This is a genomic window from Arthrobacter sp. SE2, from assembly GCF_058244265.1.
Genome location: NZ_JBZAYA010000026.1, coordinates 1 through 15,923 on the forward strand (window position 1 = coordinate 1; position 15,923 = coordinate 15,923).

Below are 15,923 nucleotides of genomic sequence, written 5' to 3' on the forward strand. Positions count from 1 at the left end.
CCAACGCCGGCTCACATATAACGGGGTCGGGGCCAACCCTTGCTCACCCTCGAGCCGGACCGGACCCCAGCCCCGACCCGCCGTCAGCAGAAATGAGCCGGCGTCCCGCCAGGACCCGGTTATATGTGAGCGAGCGTCCGGTCAGGACCCCTTATTTGTGAGCGAGCGTCCCACCGAACCCGGCCATATGTGAGCGAGCGTCCGGGGTCGGGGAGTTCGCCCGCGGCGGAATTGACCCCCAAAAGCGCCCGAAATAGGGTGAATTTGGTCAAAAAAGCGCGGAAACACGCGGAATTTGCTGGCCGCGTCGTTCCAAGCTGGTAAGTTTTCGAACAGTGGCTCGCACGCATGCCGTGTGTGAGCTCCAAAATCGTAAAGTCCAGGAGGACACAAATGGCTAAGAACCGTAGCGAACTGGTTTCCGAGGTAGCTGGCAAGGCTGGCACCAGCCAGGCTGCAGTCAACTCCGTGCTCGATGCCCTGTTCGAAGTTTTCGAGACTTCCGTCGCCGCTGGCGAGAAGATCACCATTCCGGGCTGGCTTGCCATCGAGCGCACCGACCGCGCAGCCCGCACGGGCCGCAACCCGCAGACCGGCGAGACCATCCAGATCGCCGCTGGCCACAGCGTCAAGCTGACCGCCGGCTCCAAGCTGAAGGCAGCTGTCGCCAAGAAGTAAGACACTTCGGCGAACGCCTCGGAAGGCGGCAACCTGCGGGTTGCCGCCTTTCTGCTTTAATCCGCTCGATTCGCCGCGCCGCCGACGTTAGCGGACAATGGATAGGTGCCATCAGCCAAAACTCCCGCCACTGCTCCTTCGCCCGCTTCCAAGCCGGGAACCACGGCAGGTGCTGCCGTGGAAGGGATCTCCTTGCCGTGGCAACTGGCGGGCTTCGCTGCGCTCTTCCTGGCTCTCGCCGGTGCTCTGATCTTCTCCGGCGCCTCGGCCGCGCGGCAGGTCTCTGATCCAGGCGCCTTGGTCCGCTGGGGGCTGCCCGCCGCCAAAGCCATCCATAACGTGTCCTTGGCGACCGTGATCGGCGGGCTGATCTTCGCCGTCGTTATCCTTCCCAAGCACACGTCCCGATCCAAGGGCGACGATGCCCCTGAACACCCCGCGTTCACCCGCGCTTTGGCCGTAGCGGCAGCAGCAGGCGCCGCTTGGACGCTCTCCGCCGTCGCGGTCCTCGTGCTGACGTACGCGGACGTCGCTGGGCAGAGCCTCTCCGGCGACGCGCAGTTCACTGCTTCGCTCGTCTACTTCATGACGGACATCCAAACGGGCCAGGCGTGGCTCGCCGTGACGATCATCGCCGCGATTGTCACGACGGCGCTGTTCGGCGTCCGTTCGTTGGCGGGACTCGCGCTGACGCTTGTCCTGGCTCTTGGCGGACTGATCCCGAGCGCACTGATCGGTCACTCCGCGAGTTCCAGCGACCACGAAGGCGCTATCAACTCGCTTGGCCTTCACTTGGTGGGCGTGTCCACCTGGGTGGGCGGCATCATCATGCTCGCGGTCCTCTCAAGCCTCCTGCGGGGTTCCAAGGCAACCGGCACCAAGGACATTACGGGACAGACCCTCCGCCGGTTCTCCGCGTTGGCCGGCTTTGCCTTCGTGCTCGTCTTCGCGTCGGGCGTCGTCAACGCGAGCATTCGCGTGACCAGCTTTTCGGCCTTGATCGGCACCCCCTATGGGCAGATCATCCTGGCGAAGGCGCTGGCCACGATTGTCCTCGGCGGTATCGGGTTCATGCACCGCCAGTGGGTCATCCCGCAGCTGGGCCGCAAATCCATGACCACGCGTCGCGTGCTGTGGCAGCTTGTGTTGGTTGAACTTCTGGTGATGGGCGCGACGTCGGGACTCGCCGTCGCGCTGGCCAGCTCGGCACCGCCGCTGCCCACCACCTACGCACCCGACGCCTCGCCGGCCTTTATCCTGTCCGGTTACGAGCTGCCGCCCGAATTGACGCCCGCGCGCTGGTTGACCGAGTGGCGCCTCGACTGGCTTTGGGTGGCTGTGGCCCTCTTCGGCGCGGCGAGCTACATCCTTGGCGTGGTCAAGGTCCGGCGACGCGGTGACTCCTGGTCCTGGTTCCGTGCCGTGAACTGGATGATCGGCTTGGTGGTCCTGACCTACATCACGTCCGGGCCGCCGTCGGTCTACGGCCGCATACTGTTCTCCGCCCACATGGTGGACCACATGGCGTTGACGATGGTCGCGCCGCTGTTCCTGGTCCTGGGTTCGCCGGTGACCTTGGCATTGCGTGCACTGCCGTCGCGCGGCGAGGGATCGCGCGGGGACGGCTCCCGTGGACTTCGTGAATGGCTCCTGGTGTTTGTGCATTCGAAGTTCTCCCAGGTGGTGACCCACCCGCTGTTTGCCGCCGCGAACTTTGCCGGTTCGATCGTCCTGTTCTACTTCTCGGACGCTTTCGGCTGGGCAATGCGTGAGCACGTCGGCCATGAGCTGATGAACCTGCATTTCTTGCTGACCGGCTACATCTTTGTCCTCACGATGATCGGCACGGACCCACTGCCGCGTCGGGCGCCCTACCCCATGCGGTTGCTCCTCTTGCTCGCCACGATGGGCTTCCACGCATTCTTCGGAGTGTCCATCATGGGAGGCACCGGGCTGCTCGCTGCCGATTACTTCGGCAACCTCGGCCGGACCTGGGGGCAATCGGCCTTGCTGGACCAGCAGACAGGCGGCGCTGTGGCCTGGGGAATCGGCGAAGTTCCCACCTTGCTGGTGGCGATCGGCGTCGCGGTCATGTGGTCGCGTTCGGACGCGCGCGAGACCAAACGCACGGACCGGGCGGCCGACAGGAATAACGACGCCGACCTGAATGCTTACAACGATATGTTTGCGCGGCTTGCAGACCGCGATGCGAAACTGACTGATCGGGACTTCAAGCAGCCCGAAAGCAAGACCAACCTGGAAGGACGCTGATGAGCGAATCCGTACGCACCCAACTGCGTGTCCGTGCCTCTGAACTGGTGGGCCGTGGCTGGCTCAACACCGGTGGCAAGACCCTGGACCTGGAAGCGCTGCGCGGCAAGATCGTGCTGCTCGACTTCTGGACGTTCTGCTGCATCAACTGCCTGCATGTCCTGGATGAACTGCGCCCGCTCGAGGAAAAGTACTCCGATGTCCTGGTGACGGTCGGCGTGCACTCTCCCAAGTTCGAGCACGAAGCCGATCCCGTGGCCCTCGCATCCGCCGTGGAGCGCTACGAAATCCACCACCCCGTCCTGGACGACCCCGAGCTCGCCACGTGGAAGGCCTACACGGCCCGCGCGTGGCCGACGCTGGTGGTTGTGGACCCTGAGGGCTACATCGTGGCGCACCTTTCCGGCGAGGGCCACGCAGACGGCCTTGCCGTGCTCCTTGAGGAGCTGGTGGCCGAGCACGAAGCCAAGGGGACCCTCCACCGCGGTGACGGCCCCTACGTGGCTCCCGTCCCGACGTCGGGCACCCTGCGCTTCCCCGGCAAGGCGACTCAGCTGGACAACGGCAACTACCTGGTCGTCGATTCCGGCCACCACCGCTTGGTGGAACTTCGTCCCGACCTCGAGACCGTTGAGCGCGTCATCGGTTCCGGAACCAAGGGCTACCTGGATGGCGCGGCGGAAATTGCCCAGTTCAACGAGCCGCAGGGCGTGGCGGTGCTCCCGGCGGAGCTCGCCTGGAAGCTCGGATACGAAGCAGTGGTCGCCGACACGGTGAACCACCGCCTCCGCGGCGTCACGCTCAGCTCGGGTTATGTGCAGACAGTCGCCGGCAACGGCGTTCAGCGCTTGCTCGACGCCGGCCCTGCCCGGGTGACGGAAAGCGGTGCCGGTGTTTGGGCTGAACACCACGACGCCGGTCCGGCTGACTTCGCGGCTGACGCCCTCGACGTCGGGGTACTGGGTGTCGGGACCGGGGTCTCCCTGTCCTCGCCGTGGGACGTGGTGTGGAGCGAGAAGCTGCAGCGCGTAATCATCGCGATGGCCGGCACACACCAGATCTTTGCCTTTGAGCCTCTCAGCGGCGAGGTATCCATCCTGGCCGGCTCGGGCCTTGAAGGTTTGCTTGACGGACCCGCCGAGGAAGCTTGGTTCGCCCAACCTTCCGGCCTGGCCGTGGATGCGGACGACAACATCTGGGTGGCCGACTCCGAGACCTCGGCACTGCGCCGCCTGGTCCTTGGCGAAACCGGCGTGACCGTTGAGTCCGCCGTAGGCAAGGGCCTGTTCGATTTCGGTTTCCGGGACGGCGAGGCCATCGCGGCCCGCCTGCAGCACCCCCTTGGTGTCACAGTGCTCCCAGATGGCTCCGTCGCCATCGCGGACACCTACAACGGTGCCGTGCGGCGCTACGACCCCGCGACGAAGGCAGTGTCCACCTTGGCGCGGGGACTCGCCGAGCCGAGCGACGTCGTCGTGGTCTACCCGGAAGGCGGCGAACCGCTCCTGGTGGTGGTCGAATCCAACAAGCACCAACTGGTCCTGGTCCCGATCCCCAAGGAAGCCCAGCAGGTGGACGAGGGCGCATCCCAGACGCAGCGGCCTAAGAGTCCCGTGGCGCCGGGGAACCTGGAGCTCACCGTTCGCTTCACGGCCCCGACCGGGCAGAAGCTCGACGACCGCTGGGGGGACCCGACGCAGCTGAAGATTTCGTCGACCCCGCCCGAGCTGCTGCTTTCCGGTGGTGGCACGTCCGTGGGGCTGCTGCGGACCCTCGAGCTGTCCGCGGACGTGCCTGAGGGGATCCTCCACATCACGGCCCGCGCGGCTGCGTGCGATGGCCCGGAGACCGAGGACGGCGAAATCCCCGATCACGCCGCCTGCCACCTCTACCAGCAAGACTGGGGCATCCCCGTGGTCCTGCAGGCCGACGGCGACTCCGAACTGGTGCTTGACCTGCGCGGGATGGACTAGGCAGGGGCCGCCGGGCCGCCGTCGAAGCTAGAAGCTCACCAGCGGCGTCACCGTGATGGTGTCCGCGCCTATGTCCAGCCGGGTGGTGAAGCTGAAGTCGTGAACGGCGCTGAGGTCTCCCACTTGCCCGCTGAAGAGATCGATTTCGCGGGCCGTTACCTTGGCTTTGCCGTTGAGGGGCGCCACGACCCACTGGCCGTTAAAGGGGTCGATGCTGACCTTGGGATATTCCGTGATCTGCCATTTGATGGTGCCGTCCACCACCCGGCTATTGGTCACGTGGTAGAACGGGCAGTCGGGCTGGAGCTTTTGCTGCTTGGTGGCGTCAGCGGCGCAGGTGTCCAGGAATTCCTTGACCTTGTCGCTCACCACCTTGATCATGGCGTCGGTGGGCTTGGTCAGAAGGTTGAGGGGTGCCTGGGGCAGGGCACCCGTGGTCACCGCGGTGCTGGTAGTCGGCGCCGAGAAGTATTTGCCGGCGAGGCTGGCTTCGTACTGGCCCGGGTAAAACACGGCAAAACTGTTGCGGCCATTGGGCAGGTTCACCGGGACGCCGTTCAGCGTCGCCTCGTTGGCGTTCACCACGGTGACCTCGATGGTCGGCAAGGATGACGGCACGAAGGACCATTTCCCGAAGAACAGCCACTCGGTGCCCGTCCGTTCAAGCAGGAAGTCCGAGTGCAGCGCCTTGCCGTCGATCTGGTAGTCCAAAGGAACCGTCACCCGGTTGCCGCCTCGGGATTCGGCGTTGCCGAGCTTGATATCGGTGATCTTCGACGCCGCCGTCTGCAGGGCGGTACCGTCCAGCATGGCGGCGTTGGCGTTGGGCACGGACGCGTGCAGGAGCCCGAGGGCTTCCCCGCCATGCCCCTTCTGGAGGGCCGAGAGGTAATCTCGAACCTGCTGCTGCGGGCTGGCTATGGAGTTGCTCACCAGGTTGATCGAAACGATCGCGGCGGCCACAGCAAGCATCAGACCGAGTAGCCACCCGGCCGCGGTCTTGACCAACGCTTGACTCAACTGCACGCCCTTTACGTTACCCGCCGGTTCAGCAATACCCCGGCATCCTCTCCTCACGTGACGACTGAGCATGCTTTTGGGGAAGGGCCCGACGGCGGGCGGCAGCTGCGTTTTAGCGGCGCCGTCGCGATGAGGTTCCGAACACTCCGCGGAGTAGTTCCCGGCCGAGCTGCGTACCAAGGGACCGTGCCATGCTCTTCATTCCGCCGCCGAGCGCACCACCCAGGACGCCTGCGAGATCGCCCATCATTCCGCCGCCGTCTTGCTGCGGAGCCGGTACCGGGGCATGGGCCGGTGCGGGGGGCCACTCTTCGGGGGTGGAGCCTGGCAGGGGGCGGCTGCTGGGACGGCCAAGGATCTCTTCCTCGATCCTGCGGGCTTCAGCATCCACGGCATTGTGGTCAAGGGAGGCAGGTACCGGAGGCTCACCTGGCGCGGCCTCTCCCGTGGCGGGTGCGGTGGCTTTGCCGCTGAGTTTCTCGTAGGCCGAAATGTTGTCCACCGCCGTGCCGTATTTCGGCAGCAGCAGGGAAGCCGCGATGGTACTGCCGATCAGCTCGTCCGTGCTGGGTCCCATCACGGATTCCGGGGCACGCAGCTTCGTCAGCGCCACGGGCGTGGGCGCGCCCCTTTCGTTCATGACGGTGATGACCGCTTCGCCGATACCGGCGGAGGTCAGGGTTTCCGCAAGGTCGTAATCGCTTACCGGGAACGTGGACACGGTGGCCTTGAGGGCTTTGGCATCCTCCGGAGTGAACGCGCGCAGGGCGTGCTGGACCCGGTTGGCAAGCTGGCCGAGGACGGCGGCAGGAACATCCTTGGGCGTCTGGGTGACGAAGAATATCCCGACCCCCTTGGACCGGATGAGCCGCACCGTCATGGTGATGGCTTCGAGGAAAGCCTTGGATGCGCCGGTGAAGAGCAAGTGGGCTTCGTCCAGGAAGAAGACGAGTTTGGGCTTGTCCAGGTCTCCCGCTTCGGGCAAGTCTTCGAAGAGGTCGGCAAGCAGCCACATAAGGAACGTCGAGAACAGCATGGGTTTGGTCTGAAGCGTCGGAAGTTCGAGGCAACTGATCACGCCGCGGCCATCCGGGGCTGTGCGGAGAAGTTCCGCGGTGTCGAATTCCGGCTCGCCAAAGAACTTCTCCATGCCTTGGGCCTCAAGATTGACGAGTTCGCGCAGGATGACGCCGGCCGTGGCCTTCGATAGTCCGCCGAGGTCTTCGAGCTCCGCTTTGCCTTCATCCGAGATCAGGAACTGGATGACTGCCCTCAGGTCTTTGAGGTCGATCAGCTCCAGCTTCTTCTGGTCGGCGAAATGGAAGACCAGCTGCAGGCTGGATTCCTGGGTGTCGTTGAGCTCCATGATGCGCGAAAGCAGGATGGGGCCGAACGAGGTGATGGTGGCGCGGACGGGAACGCCGTTGCCATCCCCGCCCAATGAGAGAAACTCGACCGGAAAAGCCTTGCCGGACCAATCTTGGCCGAGGCTCGCGGTGCGGGCCGCGAGTTTTTCGCTGGCTGTGGCCGCGGTGGCGAGTCCTGAAAGGTCTCCCTTGATGTCCGCCAAGAAGACGGGGACTCCGGCAGTGGACAGCTGTTCTGCCATCATGTGCAGGGTGACGGTCTTGCCGGTGCCCGTGGCGCCTGCCACCAGGCCGTGCCGGTTCATCATGGACAGTGGCAACCGGACTTGTGCTTCTTTGTGGACTTCGCCGTCGACGATGGCGGCACCCAGTTCGATCGTGGCGCCATCGAGGCTGTATCCCTGCTGGATCGTAGCGATCTTTTCAGCTGTGGTTTTCTTGGCCATGCGCATAGCCTAGTGGTGCAGGGGCGCCATTTGGCCGAAAAATTTGCCCTACTGATCAGGCTCGCTTGGCGTACCGGAGGTAGACGACGCCGTTGCCAAAGCGACGTTCGTCCAACAGCTCAAGGGTCAGGCCCACCCCGTCGGGGAGGAATTGTTTGCCGCCTCCGACCACCACCGGCGTGAGGAAGAGACAGAACTCATCCACCAGGCCGGCTTTGATGGCTTGGGCGGCGAGAACCGTGCCACCAATGGACATGTCCTGCTCTGACGAATCTTTCAGCGCTCGGATGGCTCCGGCGTCGAACTCCCGCTCAAGGCGTGTCTTTGCGGTGGACGGACTCTCCAAACTCGTGGAGTACACGATCTTGTCCGCGGCACGCCAGATCCTCGCATAGTCCCGCATGACGGGTGGCTCCCCGGAAAGGGTCATGTCCTCCCATGCGGACATGACCTCGTACATCCGCCTGCCATAGAGGTACGTGCCGATGGGCCGCTCAAGGTCGTTGACGAAGGCGTGCACTTCTTCGTCCGGCATGCTCCAGTCGAACTTTCCTTCTGCATCGGCGGTGTAGCCGTCCAGGGACATGATCCCTGCGTAGATCAGTTTCGCCATGCACAGACGGTACACACTCGCGACGGCAACGGTATAGTGCCCGGATGGATGACAAAGCGATTCTGCTCAAATACCTGCGTGCCCGTCGCGGCGAACTCCTCGCCAAGCTCGACGGACTCGACGAGTACGACGTCCGCCGGCCCATGACCCCCACCGGCACCAACCTCCTGGGCCTCGTCAAACATGTGGCCAGTGTGGAGCTGGGGTACTTCGGGGAGGTCTTCGGCCGGCCCAGCGGCCGGGACTTGCTGTGGCTCGCGGACGATGCCGAAGCCGACGCGGACCTGTGGGTTCCCGCGGAAGAGAGCAGGGACGAGATCATCGAACTGCACCGGTTCTCGGCCGGGCACAGCGATGCAACCATCGAGTCGCTGCCACTCGACGCTCCCGGGGAAGTGCCGTGGTGGTCGGAGGAACGCCGACACGTGACGCTCCATCAGATCCTGGTGCACGTGTGCGTCGAGACAGCCCAGCACTTGGGGCATGCCGACATACTTCGTGAGCTCATCGACGGCTCAGCCGGGAAAGGCCCGGGGGACCCGAATTTGTCACAGCGAAGCACCGAAGAATGGGCCGATCACCGCGCCAGGATCGAAGCCGCGGCGCGCCAGGCCGTGGGCTAGGCTCACGCCTGAGCTGGCGCCAGGTCCTTCGTGAATGCCAAGTGCTTGATCTCTTCCGGATCCGCGTCGACGTCGAACAACGGGGTGTAGCCCGTGGCCAGGTACAGGTTCTTGGCTTCGGGCTGCCGCGGACCGGTGGTGAGGTAGATCCGTCGGTAGCCGCGCCGGGACGCCTCGGCCTCGAGTTCCGCGAGGACAACACGGGCCAGCCCACGACGGCGGTGGGCCGAATGCGTCCAGATCCGCTTGAGCTCCGCCGTGCGGGAGTCGTAGCGGCGGAATGCCCCGCCAGCCACGGTTTCGCCGTTCTCCTGCAGGATGAGGAGGGCACCGTGGGGTGCGGCAAACTCGCCGGCCGGGTACCTGTTGAGCTCTTCGGCCGCGCCACCGCTGCCGAAGAGGTCGCCATAGCGCGTGGTGTATTCGAGGGCGAGTTCGTCCAGAAGAGGCTTGACGCGTGGATCGCGCATGGGCAGGCTCAGGACGGAAAGGCCCGACGACGGCAGGGTTGGCGTTGTTGTCATGGCATGCCTTTCGTGAATTTCCCCAACTGTCCCCACCGCCACCCTCGCCTCGCAAGCTCGGCCAGGGAACCCTGGCGGCGTGGGCCCCCGCATTTGTTGTCGTTATCGGGCGTCAAAACGACAACAAATGCGAGTTAGTTGGGTGGCTGGTGCTTGGGTGAGGTACGGAGAGTTCGGCCAGGAGGCGGCGGGCCAGGGCGTCGTTCTCGCGGAACGGTGCTGCGTTGGTTCCGGGCCGCGCGAACGCACCGGCGCCCCAACCCGAGGTCCAGGGTCCGACGGCGAAAAGCCCCGCCTGCCGTCCGCCGTCGGGAGCCAGGACTTCGTGCGAACTCGAGACCAACAGCTTACCGGTGGAGTGCGGGCCGTCCGCGGTGAGAAGCGACTGTTCGGTGCCCCAACCGGCGTCGTGCAGGTCAGCCAGTGCGGGGTTTGCCGATCGCGCCACCGACGGCGAAGGCAACCGTGCTTCGATGTACGCCGCCGCGTCCACTACCACGGGCGATTGGAAGGAACCGGCCACGAAACGGCCTCTGGCCTCGTCCGGGCGCACCCACATGCCCGGGCCCAGGAACTGCAGCAATCCGGCGCGATGCAGTGCGAGGATTTCGCGCAATCGGTGAGGCGGCGGGCCTGAATCCACGAAGCTGAAGAAACCGTGCCACCATCCGTGCACCGCTTGTTGGGAGCGCGAATTGAGCCGCTCCTGTGGGACCAGCCGGCCGAGTTCCATGTAGACGCGGAGCAGGGCCGTGAACAAGGCGAGGGTTTCCGAATGGTCCGGATTCGTGCGGAGCTTGAGGTCGCGTTCGATGTAGTTCGCCACGGACCCTTGCACGGCGGCATGGTCCGCGAAGGCGCAGCCGCTGAACGGTTGGTCCAGGGTCTCGAGGTCGAGCCGGAGGGTCGGGTCGGGGATGGCCGCGGCCACGAGGTCTTCGCGCGCGCGGCTGTACCAATCCAGGGCATCGAAGCGCGCGGAAAACTCGTCCCAGCTTCCCCGGACGCGCTCGGGATATCCGGTGAAGAGTTCGCGGTAGTAGGCGTGGCCGGCGTCCTTGGCGATGAGCGGCCAGAGCTGGGTCCGGAAATCCAGCTCCTCGTGGGCTGCGAGCAGCGATTCCACGGCGCCCGCGGTGAAGTACCGGGGTGCGCCGACGGGCTCGCCGCGCAGGGTCGACGAGATCTTGGAGTGGTAGGGGACTCCGCGGCGCGAGCCTGCCCAGAGTCGCGGTTCGGCGCCGGACGGCACATAGTCCAGGCCGCCGTCGGGCCTGTCTTCGAAGCGACCGCCGCGGCCCTCGAACAAGAGCACCAGAAGGTCCACGAATGCCAGACCCATGCCCGAGACCAGGACGTCCTGTCCGGGGGCAATCGGCGAATAGTCGACGTCGGTGGTGTACGACGGCGCCGCGTGGAACCCGCCATGGCGCGCGGCAAACCCGGCCAGCCGCGCTGATTCCGGCCCGCCTTGGGAATCCGTGTGCCCCAGCGAATACACCACGAGGTCCGCCTCCAGCACCCCACCGGAGGCGAGCCGCACGCGGTACTTCGCACCGCCGCGCTCTGAAACAAGATGCTCGACGGCGGTGACTGTGTCGCGGTGGACCGTCACCGTAACGTCCGGGCCGAGTGCCGCGACGGCCCTGCGGAAGAACCACTCGAGGTACTTGCTCTGGAGCTGGCGGCTGGGAAACGAGGCCGGTGTCAGCGCCCGAAGCTGCTCAAGGAGGTGGGGCTCGAACTGCGGGACGTCGCGGATGGAACCGTCCAACACGCCGGCTGCCCACGCGGCGAGGCCCGGACCGTCGACTGCGGGTCCGTCGCAGGCCACGGAACTGTCGGTGAACATCGTGACGTCCGCTGCCGTGGAGTTGAGCAGGAGTCCCGGGCTCTGGTCATAGCGCCAGATCCTCCCGGAACCGGGTTCGTACGGCTCGACGACGTGGATGGAGAGTGGGCCGTCGAAGAGTCCGGGCTTGTTGGCCGCGAGCCGTTCGAGGGTGCCGGCTGAGCGCGGACCACCGCCAATGAACACGATCGCGGGGGCGAAGGACGGCATGGCAACTCCTGTTGGCGGTGGCTGGTGGTACCCGAGCCTAGGGATCTGGCGGTGCTTCAGTCGAGGCGCCGGTAACGGCCGTTCACTGCGCGTCACGGTGCGTCAACAAGCGCAAAGAACGGACTCATATGGCTCCGTATGAAGCCGCGCGAAGCGCCATGAATCCCCATGAAGAAGTGCAAAAATCCGCCTTGCAGCCGCTTCGAAGGCGCCCCTAGATTGGCAGCCATCCGATCAATCAAGCGATACGAAGCGAGGTGGCGCGTGAGTTCAGCAGCAACCAAAGTGGCGCAGTCCGCACAGCAATCTGAACCGGAACCGGCACCCGGCGCCTTCCTGGAACCCAGCGCCGTCGCGGAGAGCCTGACGGCGGCCGCGGCCCGGAGTGCCGCAGCCAACAGCGCCGCAGCCAACAGCGCCGTCGCCCGGACCGCAGCCGACTACTCCGGCTACAAGCTGGTACCGGCCCGGCATCCATGGCGCTGGGTAGGCACCGTGCTGGTGGCGCTTGGCGTCGTCGCTGTTGCCTGGTCCCTCGCGACCAACCCGCGCTGGGAATGGGGTGTCGTGGCGCAATGGTTCACCGCGCAATCCGTGGTGAACGGCCTCGTCGAGACACTCAAGTTGACGGCAATCTCCGGCGCGCTCGGCTTTGTCCTCGGTTTCATCCTGGCGCTCATGAGGCTCTCGGCCTCCCCGCTGCTGCTCTCAGTGTCCTGGACGTTCTCCTGGATTTTCCGCTCAACGCCGTTGTTGGTCCAGATGCTGCTTTGGTACAACCTGGGCTACCTCTACGAGAAAATCAGCTTAGGTCTCCCCTTCACGGACATCCGCTTCTTCGAAGTCCAGACCACTACGCTCATCAGCCAATTCGCGGCGGCCGTGCTGGGTCTGACCCTCAACCAGGCGGCGTACTCGGCGGAGATCATCCGCGGCGGCATCCTCTCGGTGGATCAGGGCCAGCTCGAGGCAGCCGCGGCCCTGGGCATCCCGGCGTGGCGACGCTCCACCAGGATCGTGTTGCCGCAGGCCATGCGGGCCATTTTGCCTACCGCTTTCAATGAGATCATCGGCCTGGTCAAGGGAACGTCGATCGTCTACGTCCTGGCCTATTCCGAGCTCTTCTACACCGTGCAGGTTATCTACAACCGCACCCAGCAGGTCCTTCCGCTGCTCCTCGTAGCCACCCTCTGGTACGTGGCCATTACGTCGGTCCTGAGCGTCTTCCAGTACTACATCGAGCGGCACTACTCGAAGGGCGCCGTCCGCAACCTGCCGCTCACTCCGCTGCAGAAGGCCAGGAAGTTCTTTTCCACCCACGCCCCCGTGAACACTGACCGAGCAAAGGAAGCCCGATGAGTACCGCTGCAACCCGCGGTCACGTGGAAATCACCAACGTCCGCAAGTCTTTTGGGGGCACTGAAGTCCTCAAGGATGTTTCCCTGACGGTTCCGCCAGGCGGCGTTGCGGTGATCGTGGGGCCCTCCGGTTCCGGGAAATCCACCCTCCTGCGGACGATCAACCACTTGGAAAAGGTGGACGGCGGGTACATCACCATCGACGGCCAATTGGTGGGCTACCAGGTCTGTGGAAACAAGCTGCACGAACTGCGCGAAAAGGACATCCTCAAACAGCGCACGGACATCGGCATGGTGTTCCAGAACTTCAACCTGTTCCCGCACCTCACCGCACTGGAAAACGTGACTGAAGCACCTGTCGTCGCGCTCCACCGGAACAAGGCCGAAGCGCGCAAGCGTGCGCTGGAACTCCTGGACCGCGTGGGACTCAAGGACCGGGCCGATGCCTATCCGCGGCAATTGTCCGGCGGCCAGCAACAGCGCGTTGCCATCGCCCGGGCGCTGGCCCTTGACCCCAAGATCCTGCTCTTCGACGAACCCACTTCGGCGCTGGATCCTGAGCTCGTCAACGAGGTCCTCGATGTCATCCGCGAACTCGCCACCTCGGGCACCACGTTGATCATCGTCACGCACGAAATGGGCTTCGCCCGCGATGTGGCGGACACCGTGGTCTTCATGGACCAAGGCCAGATCGTGGAGCAAGGCAGTCCCCGGGAGATCTTCGCGAATCCCCGCGAACCCCGGACACGCAGCTTCTTCTCCAAAGTCATCGAACCAGCTTTCAACATCTGAGGAATCCCACGCATGCTTCGCATTAATCTCAAATATTTGGCGCTTGCGGTGCTGCCCGCCGTCGTACTGCCGGCGCTCGCCGGCTGCTCCGACCCCGGCGCGTCCGCCGCCGGCGCCAGCCCATTCGACGGCGCCAGCCCGTCCGCGAGTGCTGCCCGCAACGGCGTCGTCTACAACACCTCGCCCGAGCAGAACCGCATCCGGGCACAGAAGGACCCAGCCGCGGCAGCCGCCGTTCCTGCTGCGATCGGCAAGGACGGCAAACTGACGGTTGCCACCACCGCCGGGTCCATCCCGCTGTCCTTCTATGCGACGGACAATAAGACGCCCATCGGAGTCGAAGTCGACATCGCACAGCTCGTGGCCGACAAGCTGGGCCTCGCACTGGACGTGCAGGTCACCTCTTGGGAGAACTGGCCGCTCAAGACGCAGTCCGGGGACTTCGAAGCCGTGTTCTCGAACGTGGGCATCAACAAGGACCGGGTGAAACTGTTCGACTTCTCCACCTACCGCGCCGCATACATGGGCTTCGAAGCCAAGAAGTCGTCGACGTACAACATCAAGGGCGCCGACGACATCTCCGGGTTGAAGGTCTCGGTGGGCTCGGGCACCAACCAGGAAAAGATCCTCCTGGCCTGGAACAAGGATCTTGAGTCCCGCGGCAAGGCTCCGGCAACCCTGCAGTACTACTCTTCGGACGCCGATACCATCCTCGCGCTCTCCTCCGGCCGGACAGACTTGAACATCGCGCCCTACCCGTCCGTTTCCTACCGGGAGAACACCCGGGACGACCTCAAAGTTGTGGGCAAAGTCAACGCCGGCTGGCCCTCGGAAACCCTCGTCGCGGCTACCACCCTCAAAGGTAACGGCCTTGCCCCGGCCATTACGGATGCCCTGAACGCAGCCATCAAGGACGGCTCCTACGGCAAGGTCCTGGAGCGCTGGGGCCTGAGCGAGGAAGCCCTGCCGGAATCCAAGACCGTGACAGAGGCAAACTTCGGGAGTGCGAAGTGAAGTTCCAGGTACTCGATATCATTCCGCACCTGAAGAACCCGGTAACCGGAGAAATCGTCTCGACGGCGGAGCGGCTCAACCAGGTGGTGGAGACTGCCCGCCGGGCCGAGGAGCTGGGTTTTGACAGTTTCGCGGTGGGGGAGCGGCACGCCGGTGAGTTCATCTCTTCGTCCCCGACGACGGTCCTCGCCGCGATCGCCGCTGTCACCAGCCGCATCAGGCTCCAAACGGGGGTCACCGTCTTGTCGGTGCTCGATCCCGTGCGGGTGGCCGAAGACTACGCCACGATCGATCAGTTGAGCCGGGGCCGCCTGGAACTCGTGATCGGCAAGGGCAACGAGGTGCTTCAGTACCGCATGTTTCAGCAATTCCCCCTCTCCCTCGATGACCAGTGGGAGCTGCTCGCCGAGAAGTATGGACTGTTGCGGCGGCTGTGGCGGGAGGAAAACGTCATGTGGTCCGGCCGTTTCCGGCCCGGATTGACCGAAGCAACGACGACGACGCCGCGGCCGTTTGCGGGTTCGCCGCGGATTTGGCACGGCTCGGCTACTACGCTGACTTCGGCCGCGCTCGCCGCACAATGGGGCGATCCCCTGTTCACCGCCAACGCCATCCAGCCTCGTGAGAACTACAAGATCCTGATCGACCACTACCGCGAGGAATACGAGCGCCACGGTCACGATCCGCGGCACCAGCACCTCGGTTCGGGTTCCGGGGCAGGCGGCGTGTTCATCGCGGACACTACACAGGACGCAAAACGCCAGTTCGGGCCCGTCTATGAGGCGTTGACGGTAGGACGCAACGTCCCGGGCAACAATTCGCCGTTCCGGGACATCGACCACGCTGTGGCTGAAGGTCCTGCGCTGGTGGGCAGCCCGGAACAGGTCATCGACAAAATCCTGAGCTACCACTCGCTCTTCGGCCACGATCTGCAGTCCATTTCCTTGCCCACCACGCTGCCTTTCGAGCAGCAGCTGGAGATCCTTGAGCGGTTCGCGCTCGAGGTCATCCCGGCCGTCCGCGCCGCCGCGCCCACGACGCTGTGGGAGCCTGCGGACCCCTACGGCGGTCGTCCGGAATTCGCCGGCGCTACGTCACCGGACGCAGCCGGAACCGTCACCACAGACCACACAAACCACATGAGGGATTTTGTCCACGCTCACTGATTCTCGTCCAAGCCGG

13 protein-coding genes are annotated in these 15,923 nt (G+C 64.7%); 8 read left to right on the forward strand and 5 right to left on the reverse strand.

Features of this window, described 5'->3' with window-relative positions; translation table 11 throughout:
* Nucleotides 1–393 precede the first annotated feature (393 nt).
* From AC4CS3_RS21920 to AC4CS3_RS21930, 3 genes are all read left to right on the forward strand, one after another.
* Nucleotides 394–678: an HU family DNA-binding protein gene (locus tag AC4CS3_RS21920; protein ID WP_184739845.1), complete on the forward strand. Its 285-nt coding sequence runs from the start codon at nt 394–396 to the stop codon at nt 676–678.
* A 105-nt stretch (nt 679–783) separates the two neighbouring features.
* Nucleotides 784–2,949 carry a bifunctional copper resistance protein CopD/cytochrome c oxidase assembly protein gene (locus AC4CS3_RS21925; protein ID WP_490785215.1) on the forward strand — a complete coding sequence of 722 codons (2,166 nt, stop codon included), beginning with the start codon at nt 784–786 and terminating at the stop codon, nt 2,947–2,949.
* Nucleotides 2,949–4,922: an NHL domain-containing thioredoxin family protein gene (locus AC4CS3_RS21930; protein ID WP_490785216.1), complete on the forward strand. Its 1,974-nt coding sequence runs from the start codon at nt 2,949–2,951 to the stop codon at nt 4,920–4,922. Before AC4CS3_RS21925 ends, AC4CS3_RS21930 begins: the two co-directional genes overlap by 1 nt.
* 27 nt (nt 4,923–4,949) lie before the next feature.
* Here the strand turns inward: AC4CS3_RS21930 and AC4CS3_RS21935 are convergent, their stop codons facing one another.
* The 3 genes from AC4CS3_RS21935 to AC4CS3_RS21945 form a co-directional block, all read right to left on the reverse strand.
* Complete coding sequence (locus AC4CS3_RS21935) at nt 4,950–5,942, reverse strand: hypothetical protein (RefSeq protein ID WP_490785246.1); 993 nt, start codon at nt 5,940–5,942, stop codon at nt 4,950–4,952.
* 112 nt (nt 5,943–6,054) lie between these two features.
* Nucleotides 6,055–7,755, reverse strand: coding sequence for a helicase HerA-like domain-containing protein (locus tag AC4CS3_RS21940; protein WP_490785217.1), 1,701 nt, complete (start codon nt 7,753–7,755; stop codon nt 6,055–6,057).
* 55 nt (nt 7,756–7,810) lie between these two features.
* Entirely contained in the window at nt 7,811–8,368 is a 558-nt protein-coding gene (locus tag AC4CS3_RS21945; protein WP_490785218.1) for a dihydrofolate reductase family protein, read from the reverse strand.
* Between the two features lie 44 nt (nt 8,369–8,412).
* On the opposite strand from AC4CS3_RS21945, the gene AC4CS3_RS21950 reads away from it, so the two are divergent.
* Entirely contained in the window at nt 8,413–8,991 is a 579-nt protein-coding gene (locus AC4CS3_RS21950) for a DinB family protein (RefSeq protein WP_490785219.1), read from the forward strand.
* Nucleotides 8,992–8,993: 2 nt separating this feature from the next.
* Here AC4CS3_RS21950 and AC4CS3_RS21955 read toward each other — a convergent pair whose 3' ends face one another.
* Nucleotides 8,994–9,515 carry a GNAT family N-acetyltransferase gene (locus tag AC4CS3_RS21955; RefSeq protein WP_490785220.1) on the reverse strand — a complete coding sequence of 174 codons (522 nt, stop codon included), beginning with the start codon at nt 9,513–9,515 and terminating at the stop codon, nt 8,994–8,996.
* A gap of 112 nt (nt 9,516–9,627) precedes the next feature.
* On the reverse strand, nt 9,628–11,577 hold the full coding sequence (locus AC4CS3_RS21960) for an FAD/NAD(P)-binding protein (RefSeq protein ID WP_490785221.1): 1,950 nt from the start codon (nt 11,575–11,577) through the stop codon (nt 9,628–9,630).
* Nucleotides 11,578–12,033: 456 nt separating this feature from the next.
* Here AC4CS3_RS21960 and AC4CS3_RS21965 point away from each other — a divergent pair, with 456 nt between their 5' ends.
* The 4 genes from AC4CS3_RS21965 to AC4CS3_RS21980 are packed head-to-tail and all read left to right on the forward strand — an operon-like array spanning nt 12,034 to nt 15,907.
* Entirely contained in the window at nt 12,034–12,936 is a 903-nt protein-coding gene (locus tag AC4CS3_RS21965; RefSeq protein WP_490785247.1) for an amino acid ABC transporter permease, read from the forward strand.
* Nucleotides 12,933–13,727 (forward strand): amino acid ABC transporter ATP-binding protein, encoded by a 795-nt coding sequence (locus AC4CS3_RS21970; RefSeq protein WP_490785222.1) that lies wholly within the window; start codon nt 12,933–12,935, stop codon nt 13,725–13,727. The genes AC4CS3_RS21965 and AC4CS3_RS21970 overlap by 4 nt, the downstream gene beginning before the upstream one ends.
* A gap of 12 nt (nt 13,728–13,739) precedes the next feature.
* Entirely contained in the window at nt 13,740–14,741 is a 1,002-nt protein-coding gene (locus AC4CS3_RS21975) for an ABC transporter substrate-binding protein (RefSeq protein WP_490785223.1), read from the forward strand.
* Entirely contained in the window at nt 14,738–15,907 is a 1,170-nt protein-coding gene (locus AC4CS3_RS21980; protein WP_490785224.1) for an LLM class flavin-dependent oxidoreductase, read from the forward strand. Before AC4CS3_RS21975 ends, AC4CS3_RS21980 begins: the two co-directional genes overlap by 4 nt.
* Nucleotides 15,908–15,923: the final 16 nt, after the last annotated feature.

Coding starts and splice junctions, on each gene's coding strand:
- AC4CS3_RS21920 (WP_184739845.1), top strand. CDS start 394: ATGGCTAAGAACCGTAGCGAACTGGTTTCCGAGGTAGCTGGCAAGGCT.
- AC4CS3_RS21930 (WP_490785216.1), top strand. CDS start 2,949: ATGAGCGAATCCGTACGCACCCAACTGCGTGTCCGTGCCTCTGAACTG.
- AC4CS3_RS21940 (WP_490785217.1), bottom strand. CDS start 7,755: ATGGCCAAGAAAACCACAGCTGAAAAGATCGCTACGATCCAGCAGGGA.
- AC4CS3_RS21945 (WP_490785218.1), bottom strand. CDS start 8,368: ATGGCGAAACTGATCTACGCAGGGATCATGTCCCTGGACGGCTACACC.
- AC4CS3_RS21950 (WP_490785219.1), top strand. CDS start 8,413: ATGGATGACAAAGCGATTCTGCTCAAATACCTGCGTGCCCGTCGCGGC.
- AC4CS3_RS21955 (WP_490785220.1), bottom strand. CDS start 9,515: ATGACAACAACGCCAACCCTGCCGTCGTCGGGCCTTTCCGTCCTGAGC.
- AC4CS3_RS21960 (WP_490785221.1), bottom strand. CDS start 11,577: ATGCCGTCCTTCGCCCCCGCGATCGTGTTCATTGGCGGTGGTCCGCGC.
- AC4CS3_RS21970 (WP_490785222.1), top strand. CDS start 12,933: ATGAGTACCGCTGCAACCCGCGGTCACGTGGAAATCACCAACGTCCGC.
- AC4CS3_RS21975 (WP_490785223.1), top strand. CDS start 13,740: ATGCTTCGCATTAATCTCAAATATTTGGCGCTTGCGGTGCTGCCCGCC.